This window comes from Kaistella polysaccharea, assembly GCF_020410745.1.
GTDB classification, from domain to species: Bacteria; Bacteroidota; Bacteroidia; order Flavobacteriales; family Weeksellaceae; genus Kaistella; species Kaistella polysaccharea.
In genome coordinates, this window is the sequence record NZ_CP084528.1 from 1,846,039 (window position 1) to 1,866,714 (window position 20,676).

The 20,676-nt window shown below is 37.5% G+C and carries 16 protein-coding genes; 8 read left to right on the plus strand and 8 right to left on the minus strand.

From position 1 onward, the window contains the following. Nucleotides 1-207: 207 nt before the first annotated feature. Nucleotides 208-2,406 carry a glutamine synthetase III family protein gene (locus LC814_RS08670; RefSeq protein WP_226063539.1) on the minus strand — a complete coding sequence of 733 codons (2,199 nt, stop codon included), beginning with the start codon at nt 2,404-2,406 and terminating at the stop codon, nt 208-210. Between the two features lie 299 nt (nt 2,407-2,705). Here LC814_RS08670 and LC814_RS08675 point away from each other — a divergent pair, with 299 nt between their 5' ends. The 4 genes from LC814_RS08675 (at nt 2,706) to LC814_RS08690 (ending at nt 8,124) form a co-directional block, all read left to right on the plus strand. Next, nucleotides 2,706-4,382 (plus strand): DUF6909 family protein, encoded by a 1,677-nt coding sequence (locus LC814_RS08675; protein WP_226063540.1) that lies wholly within the window; start codon nt 2,706-2,708, stop codon nt 4,380-4,382. 119 nt (nt 4,383-4,501) lie between these two features. Continuing rightward, the gene (locus LC814_RS08680) at nt 4,502-6,346 is read left to right on the plus strand and encodes a M1 family metallopeptidase (RefSeq protein ID WP_226063541.1); all 1,845 of its coding nucleotides are present in this window, start codon (nt 4,502-4,504) and stop codon (nt 6,344-6,346) included. 63 nt (nt 6,347-6,409) lie between these two features. Continuing rightward, nucleotides 6,410-7,168, plus strand: a complete 759-nt coding sequence (locus LC814_RS08685) for a type III pantothenate kinase (protein ID WP_226063542.1) — start codon at nt 6,410-6,412, stop codon at nt 7,166-7,168. An 8-nt stretch (nt 7,169-7,176) separates the two neighbouring features. Further along, on the plus strand, nt 7,177-8,124 hold the full coding sequence (locus tag LC814_RS08690; protein ID WP_226063543.1) for a hypothetical protein: 948 nt from the start codon (nt 7,177-7,179) through the stop codon (nt 8,122-8,124). A 2-nt stretch (nt 8,125-8,126) separates the two neighbouring features. Here LC814_RS08690 and LC814_RS08695 read toward each other — a convergent pair whose 3' ends face one another. From LC814_RS08695 to LC814_RS08725, 7 genes are all read right to left on the minus strand, one after another. Continuing rightward, nucleotides 8,127-8,558 carry a nucleoside deaminase gene (locus tag LC814_RS08695; protein ID WP_226065798.1) on the minus strand — a complete coding sequence of 144 codons (432 nt, stop codon included), beginning with the start codon at nt 8,556-8,558 and terminating at the stop codon, nt 8,127-8,129. Nucleotides 8,559-8,640: 82 nt separating this feature from the next. After that, on the minus strand, nt 8,641-9,180 hold the full coding sequence (locus tag LC814_RS08700) for a DUF3575 domain-containing protein (RefSeq protein ID WP_226063544.1): 540 nt from the start codon (nt 9,178-9,180) through the stop codon (nt 8,641-8,643). A gap of 65 nt (nt 9,181-9,245) precedes the next feature. Further along, nucleotides 9,246-9,875, minus strand: coding sequence for a hypothetical protein (locus LC814_RS08705; RefSeq protein WP_226063545.1), 630 nt, complete (start codon nt 9,873-9,875; stop codon nt 9,246-9,248). A 133-nt stretch (nt 9,876-10,008) separates the two neighbouring features. Continuing rightward, nucleotides 10,009-10,644: a 50S ribosomal protein L25/general stress protein Ctc gene (locus LC814_RS08710; protein ID WP_226063546.1), complete on the minus strand. Its 636-nt coding sequence runs from the start codon at nt 10,642-10,644 to the stop codon at nt 10,009-10,011. A 47-nt stretch (nt 10,645-10,691) separates the two neighbouring features. Next, nucleotides 10,692-11,630 (minus strand): ribose-phosphate diphosphokinase, encoded by a 939-nt coding sequence (locus LC814_RS08715; protein ID WP_226063547.1) that lies wholly within the window; start codon nt 11,628-11,630, stop codon nt 10,692-10,694. A gap of 90 nt (nt 11,631-11,720) precedes the next feature. Then, on the minus strand, nt 11,721-13,283 hold the full coding sequence (locus tag LC814_RS08720) for an SGNH/GDSL hydrolase family protein (protein WP_226063548.1): 1,563 nt from the start codon (nt 13,281-13,283) through the stop codon (nt 11,721-11,723). A 13-nt stretch (nt 13,284-13,296) separates the two neighbouring features. Next, nucleotides 13,297-14,535, minus strand: coding sequence for an OmpP1/FadL family transporter (locus LC814_RS08725; protein WP_226063549.1), 1,239 nt, complete (start codon nt 14,533-14,535; stop codon nt 13,297-13,299). Nucleotides 14,536-14,923: 388 nt separating this feature from the next. Between LC814_RS08725 and LC814_RS08730 the strand changes: the two genes are divergently transcribed. The 4 genes from LC814_RS08730 (at nt 14,924) to LC814_RS08745 (ending at nt 20,675) form a co-directional block, all read left to right on the plus strand. Next, complete coding sequence (locus LC814_RS08730; protein WP_226063550.1) at nt 14,924-16,216, plus strand: PSP1 domain-containing protein; 1,293 nt, start codon at nt 14,924-14,926, stop codon at nt 16,214-16,216. After that, on the plus strand, nt 16,209-16,673 hold the full coding sequence (locus LC814_RS08735) for a gliding motility lipoprotein GldH (protein ID WP_226063551.1): 465 nt from the start codon (nt 16,209-16,211) through the stop codon (nt 16,671-16,673). The genes LC814_RS08730 and LC814_RS08735 overlap by 8 nt, the downstream gene beginning before the upstream one ends. 8 nt (nt 16,674-16,681) lie before the next feature. Continuing rightward, complete coding sequence (locus LC814_RS08740; protein ID WP_226063552.1) at nt 16,682-19,063, plus strand: penicillin-binding protein 1A; 2,382 nt, start codon at nt 16,682-16,684, stop codon at nt 19,061-19,063. A 67-nt stretch (nt 19,064-19,130) separates the two neighbouring features. Then, nucleotides 19,131-20,675, plus strand: a complete 1,545-nt coding sequence (locus tag LC814_RS08745) for a protein adenylyltransferase SelO (protein WP_226063553.1) — start codon at nt 19,131-19,133, stop codon at nt 20,673-20,675. Nucleotide 20,676: the final 1 nt, after the last annotated feature.

Sequence of the window (20,676 nt, forward strand, 5' to 3'; positions counted from 1 at the left end):
TATTATTTGTAATGTTAATAGAATTTGCCGCGCAATCCCTTTAAAACAGGGATTGCAATTTTTTATTTATTATGATTTGTTAACATTTATAAGTTTCTTCTATATAGTTAATACGTATTATCGATAACCTTATCGGATTATTTATATAATAAAACAGAAAAGCCTCTATTTCAGAGGCTTTCTTATTTTTGATATTTTTGAAATGTATTATCTGGTAAACAGAAGTTCTCGATATTTAGTCAATGGCCAAAGTTCGTCATCCACCATCATCTCCAGTGAATCTGAAGCGAAACGTATTTTCTCAAAAAACGGAATCACATCATTACAGAAAGATTCAGCCATTTCTTTAGAAGAGTTTTTCGATTTTGCTTCTGCAATTGCATCAAGTAAATTTTCAACTTCTACTTTAATAGTGCTTACGTGTCCTGAAATTCCTCGGATTAAACTCATTTGTTCCTGCGCCAAAGTTTTGAACTCCGCATCACCAAAAATTTCTTTTAGACCTTTAACATTATCTATCAATCGGTTTTGATAATTTAACGCACTTGGAATAATGTGATTTCGTGCGATATCTGCTAAAACTCGCGCTTCTATTGCGATAACCGAAGAATATTTTTCTAATTTAATTTCATTTCGCGCTTCTGCTTCGCGAGCGGTATAAATACCGAGTTCTTCATATAGTGCAATAAATTTTGGATCAAGTTCTCTGCTTAAAGCTTCTGGTGTAGTTTTTAGATTATTAAGTCCTCTTTTTTCCGCTTCAATTGCCCACTCTGCAGAATATCCATCACCTTCAAACATAATATTTTTACACGACTTAATATATTCACGTAAAATATTGAAGATAGCTTCATCTTTTTTCAGCCCTTTTTCAACCAACGCATCAACTTCCTTTTTAAAGGTTTGAAATTGTTTTGCGGCTATTGTATTCATCACGATCATCACCTCTGCACAATTCGCAGAAGATCCTACAGCGCGAATTTCAAATTTATTCCCTGTAAAGGCAAATGGTGAGGTTCTGTTTCGATCTGTATTATCTAGGAGAATATTCGGAATTTTTCCAACTACATTTAATTTTAAATCTGTTTTTTCTTCCGGTGATAATTTACCATCTTTTACTTTCTCAAGCTCTTCCAAAACCGCAAAAAGCTGCGAGCCTATAAAGGCAGAAATAATGGCCGGCGGTGCTTCATTTGCTCCCAATCGGTGATCATTCCCTGCAGACGCGATGCTGACACGCAAAAGATCGGCGTAGTCATGCACTGCTTTCAAAGTATTTACAAAAAAGGTAAGGAATTGGAGGTTTTTTTTCGGATTTGCCCCTGGGCTCAAAAGATTTTCCCCCGTGTCTGTTGCGAGACTCCAGTTATTATGTTTTCCACTTCCATTTACGCCAGCGAAGGGTTTTTCGTGAAATAAAATGTGGAAGTGATGCTTATGGGCGACCCGTGCCATCAAATCCATTAAAAGTGAATTATGATCTACGGCAACGTTTACCTCCTCGAACATTGGTGCCAACTCAAACTGATTTGGCGCTACTTCATTATGTCTGGTCGTAACAGGAATTCCCAATTCAATTGAACGGATTTCAAGTTCCTTCATAAAGTTCATTACCCGCGTGGGAATTGATCCAAAATAATGATCATCAAGCTGCTGACCTTTTGCCGGAGAATGACCTAAAAGCGTTTTGCCCGTTATAACCAAATCTGGTCTTGACTGATACAAAGCAGAATCTACAAGAAAATATTCCTGTTCCCAACCTAATGTAGGACTCACTTTGGTTACATTTTTATCAAAATAAGATCGGCAAATATCTGTAGCTGCTTCATCAACTGCATGTAAAGCACGTAATAAAGGAGCTTTATAATCTAATGTTTCACCTGTATATGATATAAATATAGAAGGAATACAAAGCGTAGTTCCCATAATAAATGCTGGCGACGTGGGATCCCAAGCGGTATAACCACGAGCTTCGAAAGTATTTCTAATACCACCATTCGGAAACGAAGAAGCGTCAGGTTCTTGTTGAATAAGCATACCTCCGGAAAAACGATCGATCGCACGGTCACTTTCAAAAGGCGTAAAGAAGGAATCATGTTTTTCTGCAGTTGAACCTGTTAATGGCTGAAACCAATGCGTATAGTGTGTTACGCCTTTGCTCAGAGACCAATCTTTCATGGCTACTGCAATTTGATCTGCAACATCACGCTGAATTTTCGTACCTCTTTTAATAGCATTCTGAATAGAAGTGAACGCTTCCTTTGTTAAATATTCGCGCATGGTTTCTTCAGAGAATACCTTTTTGCAAAATAATTCAGATAATTTAGAAGGGACTTCGACTGCGTTTTCTTTTCTATAATCTTTCTGAGAAAGCAATTCCAGAGCCTTAAATCTTACATTAGCCATTTGATATTGTTTTTATTGCAGCAAAATTACAACAAAAACATAAAAAAAACACGATACACCCCCTTTTTTTATGGGGTCAAGTGAAAATAAAATAAATTTAGATAAATTAACATAAAGAAATAAGAGTGTTTTCTAGTAAAATAGCAACAATTATAAAAACGGCGTTATGCCGTACTACTTATTAAAAACGAAGAAATAATATTGTAACCACATATTAGCGATATGAATTTTTATTCACGTACAACCGTCGAATACAGATTTGAAGAGAAAATCCTTATATTTGTGTGAAATTTTACAATATGGTAAATTCACGTGCAAGAGAAACAACTGAAGCAATTGAAAGACTTTATGTTTCCATGCGACACTTATTCTATCGCGGTTTTTTCAAACCGGCCGGCATCTCCGGAGAAAGTCTTCGGTCATTACTGACCACCATCAATCCAGAAATTTACGGAACCATGGGCGTTCCAAATAAAATAGAGCTTGACGGACTTCTTTACGTTTTAGACCGTCTTCCGGAAGGCATTGAAGAGTGTTCCTTTATTCACCTCACTTCCGACGAAGGTTTTGAAAAAGGCAGTTTTGAAGTAATTGTTCCTAAAAAACGAAGAAGAAACTGCTATCGCATTGATGAGCACCAAATGAACATTGAAGTTCTATTGGGTCGTTCAGAAATCTATGATATTTTAACCCACCTTACCTTCTTATATATAGAAGCGGATAAAATTCGAAAACTGGCGTTTATTTCAGATGAAATTGATAAATCTACCAGAGCCTGGAAAATTATTGAAGGCGTAGCAATTGGTGAAAAGAAATTCAGCAGAAAAGAAAAAGAGGTCGCGTTAATTCATCTTTCTTCTCTTCTGGGAAGAACATTTGATGAGACTTTGAACGCTTATAATACTTTTGGTGACGACAAAAACCCAGATCGTCTTTTTAAAATTATTTATCATCTGGGTAATGAAAGCTTTAATGATTACAAAAAAATTCGCGAACGTGAAGTTCATTTCTCAGCTATTCTGAGGGAACGCGTGGGTCATCACTTCTTCGGAGAAAAATGGGCGAATAAAGTAAAAGAAGTTTTGGCTGAAAATGGCCTTCAAATGCGCCCCTTACATATAATTTCTGCGAATATGCATTCGGTAAAGAATATGCTGTTTGCAAATGATTCTATCGGTAAGAAAGTAACAAAAAAGGTCGATTATAAAATGTACGAAGAAATTTCTAACAAGAAATCCTTGCAGGAAAAAGTACTCAAACACTCCCAGGATGCTGGCCTTATTTATATTGATGACGAGAGCGGAAGTAATATTGATGTTCAAATAATAGACTTGTCTAAAACCGATTTGAGCAACACGCCTTTTGCAGGTATGAACTACTCGGGCGATGATGTTATTATGGTCTTTGATTATGCTTTCGGGGAACAGGCTTATGAAGTTATGGACGAATTGCTTCGCCCTTACGAATATAATGAAGAGGTATATACCATGAAGGTGAAATCAATTTCCATCATGGGTAAAGCTGGAATTTTAATGGGTGGAAAAGGAGATATTATGATTCCTACATCACACGTTTTTGAAGGAACGGCAGATAATTACCCATTTGAGAATGCTTTAAGTCTAGCAGATTTTGAAGATGACGAATTGCAAGCTTTCGAAGGTGGTATGGTTACCGTCTTAGGAACTTCGCTTCAAAATAAAGATATCCTTCGGTATTTTATGGACACTTCCTGGAAAGCGATCGGTTTGGAGATGGAAGGTGCGCACTATCAAAAAGCAATTCAAGTTGCTTCCAAAATACGGCGTCATATTTCGGAAGATTTATTTGTAATGTATGCGTATTACGCATCCGATAACCCACTTGAAACGGGATCAACTTTATCTTCAGGAGGACTTGGACTGACCGGCGTAAAGCCGACCTATCTCATTACTTTAAAAATATTGGAGAAAATTCTCGCCAGCTCGATGAACTCTTAATATTTATCGATTAAAACGCTAAAACCTTCCAGAACTTTAATATCTGGAAGGTTTTTTTGTCTCTTTTCAGTGTCATAAATTCTAAAATTCTTATCTTTAAAACTTTAAATAGAATATTTATGAATAAAGGTTTACTTCTTATTTTCGTCTTCTTTTTCGCTTTATCTTCAGCCCAGAAAGGTGCTTATTACCAGCAACGCGCTCAGTATAAAATGGATATCGATGTTGATGCGCAAAATTTCACCTATAACGGCAACCAAACTTTAAAATATACCAACAATTCACCTGACGAGTTAGATGTGGTATATTTTCATCTTTACTGGAATGCCTTTAAAGCTGGATCAATGATGGATCAGCGCATTGCCAGTCAGGGGAAAAATGGAGATTCACGCCTACAATTTAACGGCATTTCCCGCTTAGCATCAATTCCTAAAGAAGAGGAAGGTGCACAAAACATTCACTGGATCAAGCAAAATGGGAAGAACCTGAAATTTGAAATTCAGGAAACGGTGATGAAGGTTTATTTAGATTCACCTATAAAAGCAAACACTTCTACTACTTTTACTATGGAATGGGATGCAGTAATTCCCATGCAAATTCGCCGCGCGGGAAGGAACAACCGAGAAGGAATTGACATGACGGTTACACAATGGTATCCTAAAATTGCGGAGTACGATTATGATGGGTGGGCAACTTTTGACTATATCGGAAGAGAATTTCATGCTCCTTTTTCTGATTTTGAAGTCAACATTAAAATTGATAAAAATTATGTGATTGGCGCTGGTGGAACTTTAGAAAACCCATCAGAAGTCAAAGGTTATGATACAAAAGCGGCGATAAAATCAGATAAAAACAATAAAGCGACTTGGAAGTGGACCGCTAAAAATATGCTGGATTTTGCTTGGGCTGCTGATCGGGATTATACCGTAGAATCATTCGTTATTTTAGATGGACCAAAAGTGTACTACGTCTACCAAAAAAATGAAAAAACCAAATTATGGCAAGAATCTAAACCTTACGTAACGAAGTTCTTCCAATTGATGAACGCCACTTTCGGCAGATATGTTTACCCTTCGTACTCCTTTATTCAAGGCGGTGATGGTGGAATGGAATATGGTATGTGCACCATGATTTTGGGTGAAGCTAAAACACTGGACGGATTGGTGGGTTTAATGGTCCATGAAGGCGGACATTCCTGGAACCAACAGATAATGGCTTACAACGAAAGCGTTCGCCCTTGGATGGATGAAGGTTTTACAAGTTACTATGATGATTATATCATGTATCAACTTTTCCCGCCTGCAATCCCAAAGGCCAATCCTTTTACAGAAACCATCGAGCGGTACCGCAGTTTTGTAAAACGCGGAATTGAAGAACCGGCCGGCTGGTTGGGAGATCATCACGATAATGGAACCGCTTATTCGTTTGCGTCCTATTATAAAGGAGAATTATTTTTAGTGCAGCTGGGATATATTATCGGGGAAGAAAACCTGTCTTCGGTAATGAAGAAATTCTACAATGAATGGCATCTAAAACATCCGACAGATCGAGATTTTATGCATATCGCTCAACAGATTTCTGGGATGGATTTAACTTGGTTTCACCATTACTGGATCAATACGACCAAGACCATTGATTACGGAATCAAATCGGTTAAATACGATGAAACCTATACCACCATTACTTTAGAAAACAAGGGAACAATTCCGATGCCCATTGATTTTTCAATATTAACTGCGGAGAAAAAAATAGTGAATTTCCAAATTCCACTTAACATGACGCATACCTGGAAAAGCAAAGATATTTATGGTGATTTTAAAACGATGAGTTATTGGCCGTGGACCCAAAAAGAGTATTCATTAATAATACCGTACAACAAATCGCAAATTACTGCGATGGGAATTGACTTTTCACAAAGACTTGCAGACGTAAATCCGGAAGACAATTTCCTGGAAGTGAAATAAGAAGAAGATTTGATATCGCAGCTTTTACTTTAAGTTGTGGAAACACCTTCAAAATAAATACAAATGAATTCCATTGTAATTAATATAGGAAATACCAATATCAGATTCGGCTTGTTTGATGAGGACAATTGCGATATTTCCTGGATCTTAAATACAAAACCCTACAGAACCAGTGATGAATTGCAGATGCAGTTCATGATGATGTATCAAACACATAAAATAGATCCGGAAAATATCGAAAAGATTATTATTGGATCGGTAGTTCCTCAACTAACCTACGATGTATCGCGTGCAATTCAAAAAATTCATCATAAAAAACCCATTATTGTAGACCGTACGACCTCCTCGGGCGTTCAGCCAAAGTCGAAACAGATGGGTACAGATATTTACGCAAACTTAGTCGCCGCACATCATTTATATCCGGGACGCAAGAAAATAATTTTTGATTTCGGAACAGCTCTTACCGCAAGTTGTATTGATGAAAAAGGGGAAACAATTGGAGTAATTATTGCGCCCGGAATTATCACGGCGCTTAACTCTTTAATTCATGATACTGCGCAACTCCCCGAAATTGAACTGGTTAAGCCGAAATCTGTTTTAGGTTTAGATACCGTTTCCTGCATGCAAAGCGGAATGGTATACGGATATTTAGGAATGGTAGAAGGTTTTATAGACCGTATAAATGATGAGGTAAATGACGACTGTTTTGTTATTGCGACGGGCGGTGTATCGCACGTTTATAAACCATTGACCCATAAAATTCATATTGCTGATCGACTTCATACGTTGAAAGGACTGTATTATTTAGGTAAAGACTTATAAAAATTTGAATGAAAAAAATAGTTATTTTACCTCTGTTTTTTTTATTGATAACCCAATTTTTTTGGGCTCAGAAAAGTCTTGTCGGCAGTTATCAAATTTCTTCTACAAATCCTTATGATGTGGTTTCTCATTGGCTTTTGTTCGACAATAGTGAGTTTGCGGTAATAAGATCTAATACGGTGATAGCGGGAAAATATGAACAGGTTGACGAAGAAATTGATTTCATACCAGCTGTCCCGAAGGAACCATTTCACGTTTTCGGTAGATTTAATTCAGAAATCACCGGCACTAGAATAATGTTCAAAGGTGTAAATCTAAAAGAAAACATCTATGTGGCGACCTCTTCAGATGTGCTCTATTCTGTTCTCAAAAAGAAGGCAAAATGCGTCCCTTTTCCGCTCGCGAAGACTTTTGAAAAACCAATTTCAAACCTCATCCTCGCTAATTATGTTGGAAATGATGAAGTTGATAATAAATTCAGTTCAGAATATAATATAGGAGATTTTAATGATTTTATCATTTTGTATTTTAATTCTGAAACTATTCTGCCACCTGTTAAAGGGAAAATTTCCCATAATAAATTACGCGTAGAATACGGATTATCATCATATGAAAATTTAATAATTTCTGACTCTGATGAAATGCAGGTAGAAATGTCTGTGGAAAAACTGCAGAATTATTATAATCAGGATTCTATCATCAGTGATAATGAATATAACTTTGTCACTTTTTCTCCGGATTTAGATACCGATATTGAAAGAAGGATTTTGAATAATGGTGATTATGACTTCGATTCATCTAACGAAGTTTTCACTGTAAAAAATTTGGAAATCAGCGAGGAAAAATTTCCTACAGATTTTGAAAGGTTATTTGTTTATAAAATAGTAGATTCTAAACCAAGTTCTACTCCAGGAAAATTAAGCAAACGCAGCCTTTTTGACTACCAATGTCATTAGTTTTATCTTTTAAATTTAAAGAATTCTTTTACGATTTGGGAACATTCATTTTCCATAACCCCAATCGTTATTTCAGTTTTCGGATGAAGGGTTAATGACTTATTTAGAAAACCTCTTTGTTCATCTCTCGCCCCGATTACTACCTTAGAAATCTGCGACCAGTTTAGGGCTCCAGCACACATCACGCAAGGCTCCAGCGTGACATAAAGCGTACAGTTTTGCAGATATTTTCCACCCAAAAAATTGGCCGCTGATGTAATAGCCTGCATTTCTGCGTGTGCGGTAACATCATTCAAAGTCTCTGTGAGATTATGTGCTTTGGCGATAATTCTATTATTTGAAACAACGATACATCCAACAGGAATCTCCTCGTTTTCATAGGCGATTTGAGCTTCCATTAAAGCCATTTTCATAAAATATTCATCGGTAAACATCATGGTAAATTAAATCAGTGGTTTATTAAATAAAAAAAGGTTCCGCAAAATAGTGAACCTTTTCAATGTAAATATTTAAAAGTTAGAATCGATATCCAATTCCTAACATTCCTTTGCCTGTAATTTTATCAAAGTTTCCGCTGCCAAATCTACGTGCAATTCCAGCACTTGCTTCGAAAACAATATTACGCTTCGCTACCCACTTACCTCCAAAACCGATTCCCAAACCAATCGTGGTATTTTTCTCCGGCGTAAAAGAAGTGTCGTAATAGCCTGGTCCTGCATTATAGTAATACGTTCCGTTATTTGAAGTCGTAATGGGTGCAAATCCTTCCACGAAAAATCCCGAAGCATATTTTTTACCAAAATACATGCGATAATAAGGCGAAATTTGTGAAGTTATGCCACTGTCTTCGTCATTATTATCGAATAATATGATTGCATTAATTCCGATTCCAGAGTCATTACTAAGCAACCTTTCATACGAAATATTTAAGGCGGGACCGGCAATCAGCTCAATTGGACTGATCATGATATCATTCTGCTTTTCTGCATCAACCTCCTGTGCATTTACAGTGAGGAATCCTGCGGCGAAAACTACAAAAAGTATTAATTTTTTCATCGGTTAATTTTAATCAAATATAGAATTATATTCGTCATCATTCGCTGGTAAGAACAAACTTTGCTTTACTCAAAATTCATAGCTAAAGGAAGCCGAAACCGGTAACGCACTGCGGCACCTTTTATATATGCGGGAGAAAATTTATCGGGCAAAAGGTACAGTGCAATTTCCGCCTGTCTGTTAAAGGTGAAATTTTCACCATCTGCCTTTACACTGCTTATAGAACCATCTTTCTCAACAACAAAAATAAGGTTTGTCCGCATAATTTTCTGATCCGTAAGTACTGCATCAGTATAGAAAACATTGGTGATCTGCTGCCGCATCATTTCAAAACCTCCGGGATATTTTGCATCTTTTGTAAGTTCTGCCTTCTTAGCATTTGCTGTATTTAAGTGATTTTCATCTTTAAGGAAAAATTTACTTAGATCCTCCCGGATTTTAACTTTTATTAAAGCATTCACGAGCGCATTATTCTGAATACTGTCTAATTTTACCATAAACTCCTGAAAGTCATTGCGTACCGTCAATTTATTTGCATTATCAGCTTCACTATCAAACCGTTTTTTAAATTCTTTATTGAGCATGTAGCGCTGGTAATCGTAAAATTTCGTCACTTCTTTAAATTCTTCATTTTGCTGTCCAAAACAAAGGGAAAGCAATAAAATAAAGAATATTTGTAACGATTTTTTAAACATAGCGCGTAAAATGATGTAGTAAAAATAAATAAAATAAATGAGATTGAGGGCTGTTAAATTCTAGTAGCCTCAACTATTCCATAAAAAAGTCCCGCTCTATAAGAACGGGACTTCATATCATTTAAACGCTAAATTATTCTGCGCTTGTAGCTTCTGCTTCAGGAGTTTCACCTTCTGGAGTTGCTGTTTCATCTTCATCCTCATCAACGGCACCACCTTTAAGAGCAGTTCTCGCCATTTTCACAGCTACTACTACTGCATTATCTGGATGCATGAAAGTAAATCCTTCTGCTTTCACATCACCAACATAAAGTTTACTACCAATTTTCAACGGGGTAATATCTACCACGATCTCATCTGGCAAATTTGCAGGAATTGCTTTTACCTTCAGTTTTCTGAAAGACTGTCTTAGCGCACCACCAGCAACAACACCTTTAGAACGACCTGTTAATCTTACAGGAACTTCCATAACTACTGGTTTGTCATCTGACAATTGGTAGAAATCTGCGTGTAAGATTTTGTCTGTTAAAGGGTGGAATTGAATGTCCTGAAGTACGGCAGGAATAGTGTTTCCGTCAACTTCAATAGATACCGTGTGTGCTTCAGGAGTGTAGACTAACCCTTTGAATGATCTTTCTTCTGCAGAAAAATTAAGGGTTTCTTTGCCTCCGTAAACAACACAAGGAACTAATTCAGCATCACGTAAAGCTTTAGTAGACTTTTTGCCCACGCTTTCTCTTTTTGTACCTTGAATTGTAATTGATTTCATTATCGTAAATTAATAAATTTTAAGGGTGCAAAGATATAAATAAAATATTAGATAATGAATTTATCGCTGATGGATTTGTGCTGATGGACCATTTTCATCACATCTGCAAAAAGTTCTGCACAGGAAAGTACTTTTATTTTAGAAGATAATTCGGTCTTCACTGGAATAGTGTCGGTAACGATTACTTCCGCAAGTTGGGAATTTTCTATATTTTCATATGCATTCCCGGAAAGAACTCCGTGTGTTGCCATGGCTCGAACACTTTTTGCACCATTTGCCATGATTATTTCTGCTGCTTTGCACAAAGTACCTGCAGTATCTATCATATCATCAATAAGAATAACATTCCGTCCGGCAACATCACCAATTAGGAACATTTCATCAACAACATTGGCCTTTTTTCTTTCTTTGTACGCGATGACGACATCTGCTCCTAAATGACCAGCGTAATTCTTCGCTCTTTTCGCTCCACCCATATCAGGTGAGGCGATGGTCAGTTCCGGTAAATTTAATTTTTGAATATAATCAATAAAAATAGTGGAAGCATATAAATGATCTACGGGAATTTCAAAGAAACCCTGAATCTGATCAGCGTGCAAATCCATCGTCATAATACGCGTTGCTCCGGCAGCAGTGAGTAAGTTCGCCACCAACTTCGCTCCAATTGGTGCTCTGGGCTGATCTTTTCGATCTTGACGGGCCAAACCATAGTAAGGCAGAACCACTGTTATGCTTTTCGCTGATGCACGCTTAGAAGCGTCGATCATGAGTAACAATTCTAGTAAATTGTCTGCAGGCGGAAATGTTGAACCAATCAAAAATACCCGCGCACCGCGCACAGATTGATCTAAAACGGGTTCAAACTCACCGTCGCTGAATTCCTGAAAATTAATTTTACCCATTTCCTGCCCATAAAACTGGGCGATTTTCTCTGCCAGAACTTTACTCGTTCGGGTAGAAAATAAATAACTTGCCTGATCAACCATTTTTACTTTATTAGATGTGCAAATTTAAAAAAAATAAAACCACTCGAAGTACTCAAGTGGTTTTATTATTAGCTATTATTCTTTAATAATTTAAGGAAATGTTACGCCAGAATAACTATTTACATTCACCAATGGTAATGTTGATTTATACTTGTCATTAATGGCCTCAATAAATTCGTTGGCTAAAATTGCATAACCACGTCCTGTTGGGTGCACCCCATCAAGAGAGAACGAACCACCTGTTACGAAAGTTGAGGTATATTTTACACCATCAAACTGAATTCCTCCCGTAGCGTTAAGTTCACCCATTTTAGTGTTCGCATCAACAAATGCTAGTCCGTATGCGGAAGCTAAACTTTGAATTGATTTATTGTACGCAGCAACTGCCTTTGCAATTTTACCTACTTCTGTTGATGTAAGTGAATATTGATCAGCTAAAGGGAAAGAAGCTCCGTTGATAAATTGGGAAGTTGCTGTTGCTGGCTGACCAGTTAATGCATCTAAACCTAAAACCGTAGAAGCTGTTAGTAGAATTAATTCTCCTTTTTTCGCTTGTCTCGCCTGGCCGAAAGCTTTTCCTAAAAATGCTGCCTGTGCCGCGGGATAACCACTTGCACTTAAAACCGCAGTAAGCTGTGCTGATAAATTCGGTAAAGAATTATCTACCACAATAACCGGGTTGTTCCCAGCTTTCACTAATGAAAAACGATCTGGTGCTCCCAAGTACGTAAGTGCGCCAATCATTGGTTGGTATAAACCAGCATTTAAAGCTTGTGCTTTTGCAGCATCTAATGCAATCGTATTATAAGGAACACGGTTGAAATATGGAATTTTAGTTACATCAGGAATATTAGCAATTACCCCTTTTGTGGAACCCACGCTTTTCAATCCATCAAGCATACTTTTAATAACTCCACCAACAAGAGTTGGATCAGAGATGTCATTTGCCATGTAAGTGGTAGGATCCATATTCCCCGTTTGATCAACCGCAGGAGTGTATGTGGTTACATTACCAACTGTTTGAGAATTCATTCCCCCATTGGTTGCATAAGATAAAACATCATTATTACCAATCCAAAGAGAAAAGAAAGTTGGTTTTTGATCCATCGCATCAGCGATTACAGATGAGGTCGCTGGATTTTTTGCAAAACGCACAAAATAAGGGTTCGCTCTACCAACTGCAAGATTCGCCGGATTTCCGTAACCTGGCGCTACAAGATGGTAAGACTTAGCACCCGGAACTCCCATATTATTATAAGGACCTGAACTATAAATGTTCGCAAGTGTTGTTGTTCCTGTTCCTGAAGCTACAGCTAAACCAAGAGTAGAAGTTAATACGCGTTTGTTAGAAATACCAACTGAAGGAATACCTCCTAAATTATCAGCCATCAAAGGCTGTTTGAAAACACCGCCACCGGCAAGAGCCATTTGCTGTGCAATCATGGATGGAAACGATTCTGTTTGTCCATCAATATACAAAGCTCCATCTCTATAACCCGATGTAAGGGAATTCCCGATTGCAACATATTTGCTGAAATCTGCCTGCCCACTCGTTACAGCGATATTAGAAACATCCGTATCAAAGTCTGTGTTACAACTCACAGTGCACAATAATGCTGCTACTGCAATGGTTGAAAATACTATTTTTTTCATAATCAATTAATTCTTAAAATGCGTTATATGATAGACCTAAGCCGAAATAATAGGCTTTAGCTTTAGCCTGTCCGTAGAAATTATTATAAGCGTTTTCAACCGCTCTACTTTTTGGAAATGCGATTCCACCTGCGATATCTACTCCAAATCCTTTCATCAAATTAACTCCTAAACCTGCTGTAATAACATTAGCGTCAAACGATGGCGTTTCTGCTTGGAAATTTTTATCTGAATAAGGTGATTCATCATAGTAATATCCCGCACGTGCTGCAAACATATCATTGATCTGATACTGCGTTCCTACTCTATAAGTGTGCGTGTTCTTAAAATTCTTAGGACTTACCAAAATTGTGGGGTCATTCGGCTGATTACCAATTGGTGCATTCGCAAAATCAAGGGTAAGTTCGTTATATCGCTCCCAACCACTGTAATTAAAATCTCCAGAAACCATCCACTTCGGTGTGATCTTATAAGTAAGACCCACGGTATATTCGTCTACTAAAGGCAATGTCGCTTTAAATGAGTCTGTTCCAGCAGCATCAAGACCCAAATTAGGGTATAATGAAGGAGAAATATCAAAGGTTACTTTACCATTATCTGCCTGCATATCAATTGGAGAGCGGTACGCGATGCTTACGTCCAACTTTTCAGTTGGCTTCAAATAAAATCCAACGCCAAAACCACTACCAGATGCTTTATCATCGGTAAGATTTAGACTTCCTCCTAATTGCGTCACCGCTTTATCCCAGTTTACACTTCCTTTCGCATAAATATAACTACCTCCGACAGAAGCCCAAGGCGCCAATTTAAAGGACACCATTGGCTGGAAATAAAATGCTTTTAATTCTAACCGCTGAACGATTTCACGACCTGCCCAATCTGAAGGCCACTCTATCGTGCTACCAAACGGCGTCGAAAAGTTAAAACCTACAGAAACATTGTCTAAAACTCTATAAGCAATGGCTGCATAGATAGGAGTTCCAATTGGACTATTGGTTTCGTAAGATTGAAGGGTAGATAAATTTTGGTATGTCACGCTTGATTTCGCACCGAAACCACCGGCTGCAATGCTTAATTTAGCTGGTATAAAAGACATCCCAGCAGGATTGAAAAATGTTACACTTGCATCATCTGTATGTGCACTTGTGTGAGCCATGGCCAATTGTTTTACACCTTGCAAAGAAACTCTAAAGCCTCCGGCATAAGAAAGAACGCCGGCCAACAATGCTGTTGTTACAACTATTTTTTTCATAAAATCATTATTAATGTCCCAAATATAAAATTATTTTTTAAACAATTGTTAATTATTCTTAAAATATTTCAAACATATTTCGAAAATAGAGCAGTGTTTAAATGTTAATTTTCGGTAAAGACGTGGTAACAGCTGTTTTTAATGGAATCTTAATCGAATTATAAATCATTTTACACCGAGTGTTTAAATTAAATAAATTACCAAAATAGATAAATTTTTACCGGCAGTCCTATTGTATGATTTGCATAATAAATTCATATTCATTAAATATTTGATAAAAAATTATAGATTTTTATGAACTTTAAAAAATAGCATGTGTAAAAGAATGACTTTTGACTGATACCAAAAAAATTATACTAAATTTGCAACATATAACAAAAATATAAATATGAGTTGTGGATGCAAAACATCCGGCGATTCGTCCCATTCATGCGGAACAAAATCCGCAAATGGCTGTGAAAGTGTAGATACGTGTGGCAATAGTTATAAATTAAGTGTTTTCGATTGGCTTTCTGATATCAATAATCCTTCTCAATCTCAAACTGATTTTGTGGAAGTTAGATTCAAGAATGATCGTAAATTTTTCTATAAAAACATCAATAAATTGCCGCTTCATATTGGAAGCATTGTCACTGTAGAATCAAGTCCGGGTCACGATATAGGTGTGGTAAGCCTTACTGGAGAATTGGTTAAAATTCAGATGAAAAAGAAATACGTCACTGAAGATAACCCTCTGAAAATTTACCGATTAGCCAACCAAAAAGACATTGAAGTTTGGCAGGAAGTAAGAGCAAAAGAAGAAAGTGTAAAAGTACAAGGCCGTAAAATTGCCTACGCGCTTAATCTTGAAATGAAAATCACAGATGTTGAATTTCAGGGAGATGGCGGTAAAGTAACTTTCTATTATACAGCGGATAACCGTGTAGATTTTCGGCAATTAATCAAAGAATTTGCCTCACTTTTCCGTACGAAAATTGATATGAAACAAATCGGTTTTCGTCAGGAAGCTGCAAAAGTTGGTGGAATAGGATCGTGCGGACGAGAATTGTGTTGCTCGACTTGGCTGACGGATTTCCGATCAGTGAACACCAATGCAGCACGTTATCAACAACTGAGCATTAATCCGCAGAAATTAGCGGGACAATGTGGGAAACTTAAATGTTGCCTTAATTATGAACTCGACAGTTATCTCGATGCTTTAAGTGACTTTCCTTCTTCAAATTCAACCATTGAAACTGAAAAAGGGAAAGCCTTCTGTATTAAAATTGATGTTTTCAAAAAAAGAATGTGGTTCGCATACGTAGACCACTCTATGTCATGGTACGATTTAGATGTGCAGGACGTAAAAAAACTGATTGCCCAAAACAAAAAAGGGGAAAAAGCACCGCCGCTGGAGGATTTAAAAACCAATGATATTCCCGTAAAATCTGTTGATTTAATTCAGGAAAATAATGTTGATCGATTTGAAAGAAGAGGACGAAATCCTGGAAAAAACCAGAATAAAAGAAAGCCTAACAATCAGCAAAATCAGCAGCGAGGTGACCGAAAACCTTCTGAAAATCAAACGGATGTCAGAAACCCTGTAGCAAATAAGCAAGCACCGCAAAGTGCTAAGCCAACCCAACAGCAACCTAAAAAGTTCAAAAAGAAGACGCCACCAAAACGTGATGACAATGCATAAGATTTTGAGTCTTTTTTTCGTTATGTCATTGCTCGTAAGTTGTAGTGAAAAGTCAGAATATGTACAGCTCAATAATGTCAATGGAAATTGGGATAAAAAAGCCGAACAGAAATTTGATTTCAATATATCTGATACGCAAAAACCGAGAAATATTATGTTTGTTGTAAGAAACAACAATGATTACCCGTATAGCAATATCCGATTAATTGTAAATTTTCTAAATAAACAAACTAAGAAAAAAACGACAGACACTCTTAATTATATCTTAGCAGAGCCTAATGGAACCTGGTTGGGTAAAGGATTTGGCGAAACGAAAGAAATACTTTTTCAGTATAAATTAAATTATAAATTCCCCAATAATGGTGCTTATTCCATCGGCATTATACAAGCCATGAGACAAGATAAATTGCAGGGGATAGAAGATATTGGCGTAAAAATTAATACAGCGAAACCGTAAACGTATTTATGGAAAACACACAGAATAAAGGGAACAAACCACAGCAGAAATTTCCGCTTCCTCCTAAAAAAATTCGAAACACCGGCTGGAAAAAGTGGGTGAGATTAATTTGGATTTTCCTCATTGTGTTGATTTTGGGTATTGCAGGAACATTTTTCGCGGTATCTCAAGGATTTCTCGGCGATATGCCCGATGTGAAAGAACTCGACAATCCAGATATATTCGTGGCATCCGAAATTTATTCCTCAGATGGAAAACTGCTCGGAAAATTTGAAAAGGAAAAAACCCAACCGGTTAGCTATAAAGAACTTCCACCGTATTTAATTTACGCCCTTCAGGCAAAGGAAGATGAGCGTTTTAAGGAACATTCAGGTATTGATTTACAATCTGTAGTTCGTGCGGTTGCATTTGGTGGCCAACGTGGTGGTGGTTCAACCATTACACAGCAGTTGGCAAAACTATTATTTACAGGAACGGCTTCACAAAATTCGGTAGAAAGAGTTTTTCAGAAATTAAAAGAATGGGCCGTGGCCGTCAGTCTTGAGAAAAGATATACCAAAGAGGAAATTATTGAGCTGTATTTTAACAAATTTGATTTCGTTAATAATGCGAACGGAATTGAAATGGCCTCTAGAATTTACTTCAATAAAAAAACAAAACAACTGACATTACCGGAAGCAGCAATGTTCGTAGCGATGTTAGAGGCTCCTGTCGCAAATAATCCTTTACGAAACCCAGAAAGAGCGAAGAGACGACGAGATGTAGTTCTTGATCAAATGTTGAAAACGGGGTACTTGGATCAGAGCAATTACGAACAGGCAATTGCAACACCGATCAAAACAGATTTTCATCCTGTAAAATCAATTGATGAGGGTTATTCTGCGTACTATAAATCTTATCTTCGAAAAGAGATTGAAGGTTATATTAAAGATTTTGAAAAGCAGACTGGTAAAAGTCTCAATATTTTTAAAGATGGTTTAAAAATTTATACCACGCTGGATTCCAAAATGCAAATCTATGCTGAAGAAGCAATTAAAGAGCATTTAACCGATTTACAGAAAAGATTTGATGCCGAGCAAAGAGGCCGTAAAGATCGCCCTTTCTACTTAATTAATGACAAGCAGATCAACTCCATCATGCTGAACGCCATGAAGCGAACAGGAAGATACAAGCAGTTGAAAAACGCAGATGTTTCTGAAGATTCCATCATGATCGACTTTAAAAAACCAATTAAAACATCGAGGTTTACTTGGGAAGGAGAAGAGGAAGTTGAAATGTCTCCATGGGATTCTATTCGTTATCACAAGCAAATTGCGCAAGCGGGATTGATGTCTATGGTTCCAGGAACTGGAGAAATAAAAGCTTGGGTCGGCGGTATTAACTGGCAACATTTCCAATATGATCACATTAAACAAGGGAAAAGACAGGTTGGTTCAACTTTCAAACCGTTTGTATATGCGACGGCGATTATGAAATTAGGAATGACGCCGTGTTCAACAGTTTCCAATGCAACTTATACCAAAGGAACCTGGAAAGTGGAAGGATCAGGTGGGAATCTAACATTACGTGATGGTCTCGCACATTCCAAAAATCCGGTGGCCGTACGTCTGATTGAAATGACTGGTGTGAAAAGCGTCATCCAAACCGCAAGAGATTTAGGAGTGACGGAAGAAATACCAAATGAATATGCGGTGGCTTTAGGATCTTCAGATATTACGATTTACGAAATGCTAGGTGCTTACAGTACTTTTGCAAACTATGGAAATTACATTAAACCTGAAATGATTTGGCGTATCGAGGATGCCAACGGCCGCGTTATAAAAGAAGTAAAACCCGTAATGAAGGAGGTAATGAATGAGCTTTATGCATACACCATGATCGATTTAATGAAAGGTGTTGCAGAATTTGGTACCGCTTCCGGTGAATTAGCCAGAAGAGGCGTACCAAAAGGTATTGAAATTGCCGGAAAAACTGGAACGACGCAGAACAATTCCGATGGTTGGTTTATGGGAATTACGCCTAATCTTGCGACGGGAGTTTGGGTAGGCTGGGAAGACCGGGCGGCGCATTTCCGTGGTACGGGAGAAGGTCAAGGTGCCAAAATGGCTTTACCTGTTTGGGCAATTTATATGAAAAAAGTGTGGGCAGATAAGGAATTAGAAATTTCACCGGAAGACAAGTTCGTTAAACCATCTAACTGGACAGGAAATTGTTCCGATTTGCAGGGACTTGGCGGTTACGGTGATGAAGGTGCACTACAGACCATCGATGAAATTAAAAATCCTACGATAGAAGAACCGGTGTATGTTCCTAAGAAAGCGCCGGCGAAAAAAGAAGAAAACGTAAACGAGAAGATCAATACCGGCGAGGAAATTGATTTTAATAAATAGCAATACTCATTGCAACCATCTATCCTTCCAAAAAAACTTTGGGAGGATTTTTTTTTACCTTTGAATTATGAATTTAGATCTTATCACACAACCTTATTTCGAGAATTTCCCCGGCGATTTTTCCGGAAATGCCATGCAGCGACAAACGCCAAAGATGGTTTTTTCTACAGTTGATATCATGGGATTTGATACACCCGAATTACTCATATTTAATGAAAAATTGTCCCAGGAGATTGGATTGGGATCTATCGAGAATCAACAGGATGTCGATTTTTTAAATGCCAGTTCACTTCCGGAAAATGTGAAAACGTATTCTACAGCCTACGCCGGACATCAGTTTGGCAATTGGGCCGGACAATTGGGTGATGGTCGTGCTATATTTGCGGGAGAAATCACAAATAAAAAAGGACAACGCACAGAAATACAGTGGAAAGGTGCCGGCGCAACACCATATTCCAGGCATGCGGATGGTCGCGCAGTTCTTCGTTCCTCCGTGCGGGAATATCTCATGAGTGAATCCATGCATCACTTGGGAATACCCACCACACGGGCTTTATCACTTTCGCTAAGCGGCGAAAAAGTCTTGCGAGATATGTTATACGATGGAAATGCAGCCTACGAAAAAGGTGCGGTGATGACCCGTACTGCACCAAGTTTTTTACGATTCGGACATTTTGAATTTCTTTCTGCACAAAAGGAAATTGAAACGCTCCAAAAATTAGTTGACTTTTCTATCGAAAATGATTTCCCAGAAATTGATAAATCCAGTTCAACTAAATACGCTGAATTTTTCCAGAAAGTATCCGATTTAACCGCTGATATGATTGTAGAATGGTATCGTGTGGGATTTGTACACGGCGTAATGAATACAGATAACATGTCGATTTTAGGATTAACTATTGATTATGGTCCGTTCTCATTTCTAGATGAATATCACCTCAACTTTACGCCAAATACTACCGATTTGCCGGGTCGCAGATATGCCTTTGGAAATCAGGCGAAAATCGCACAATGGAATCTTTGGCAACTCGCGAATGCACTTTTCCCACTCATCAAAGACGAAACCAAGTTAGAAGGAACTTTAAATGATTTCAACGAAAGATTTTGGAAAAAGCACGACGAGATGATGGCTAAAAAATTCGGCTTCGATAATTTGCTAGAAGAGGATGCACAGTTTTTTACCGATGCTCAAGAAATCATGCAGGATTTGACCATCGACTACACTTTGTTTTTTAAACAGCTAGAAAGTTTTACTGAAAACACAGATTGTAAACTGCAATTTGAAGAGGTAATTTACACTTCTACAAGTACAGCTCAATTTGAAAAATTACAGTTATTTCTACAAAAGTACCAGGAACGTTTGGATAAAAATACAATTTCCAAAATAGCATCTTTAGAATTGATGCGTAAAACCAATCCTAAATTTATTCTTCGAAATTACCTGCTATTTGAATGTATTAATGAATTGAATGACGGCAAAAAAGACCTTTTGAACAAGTTGTTAATTGCTTTAGAAAATCCTTACGAAGAAATCTTTCCGGAATTTTCGGTTAAAAGACCTTCGTTGTACGACGGCCAAACAGGAAGTTCCACGCTATCATGCAGTTCATAAA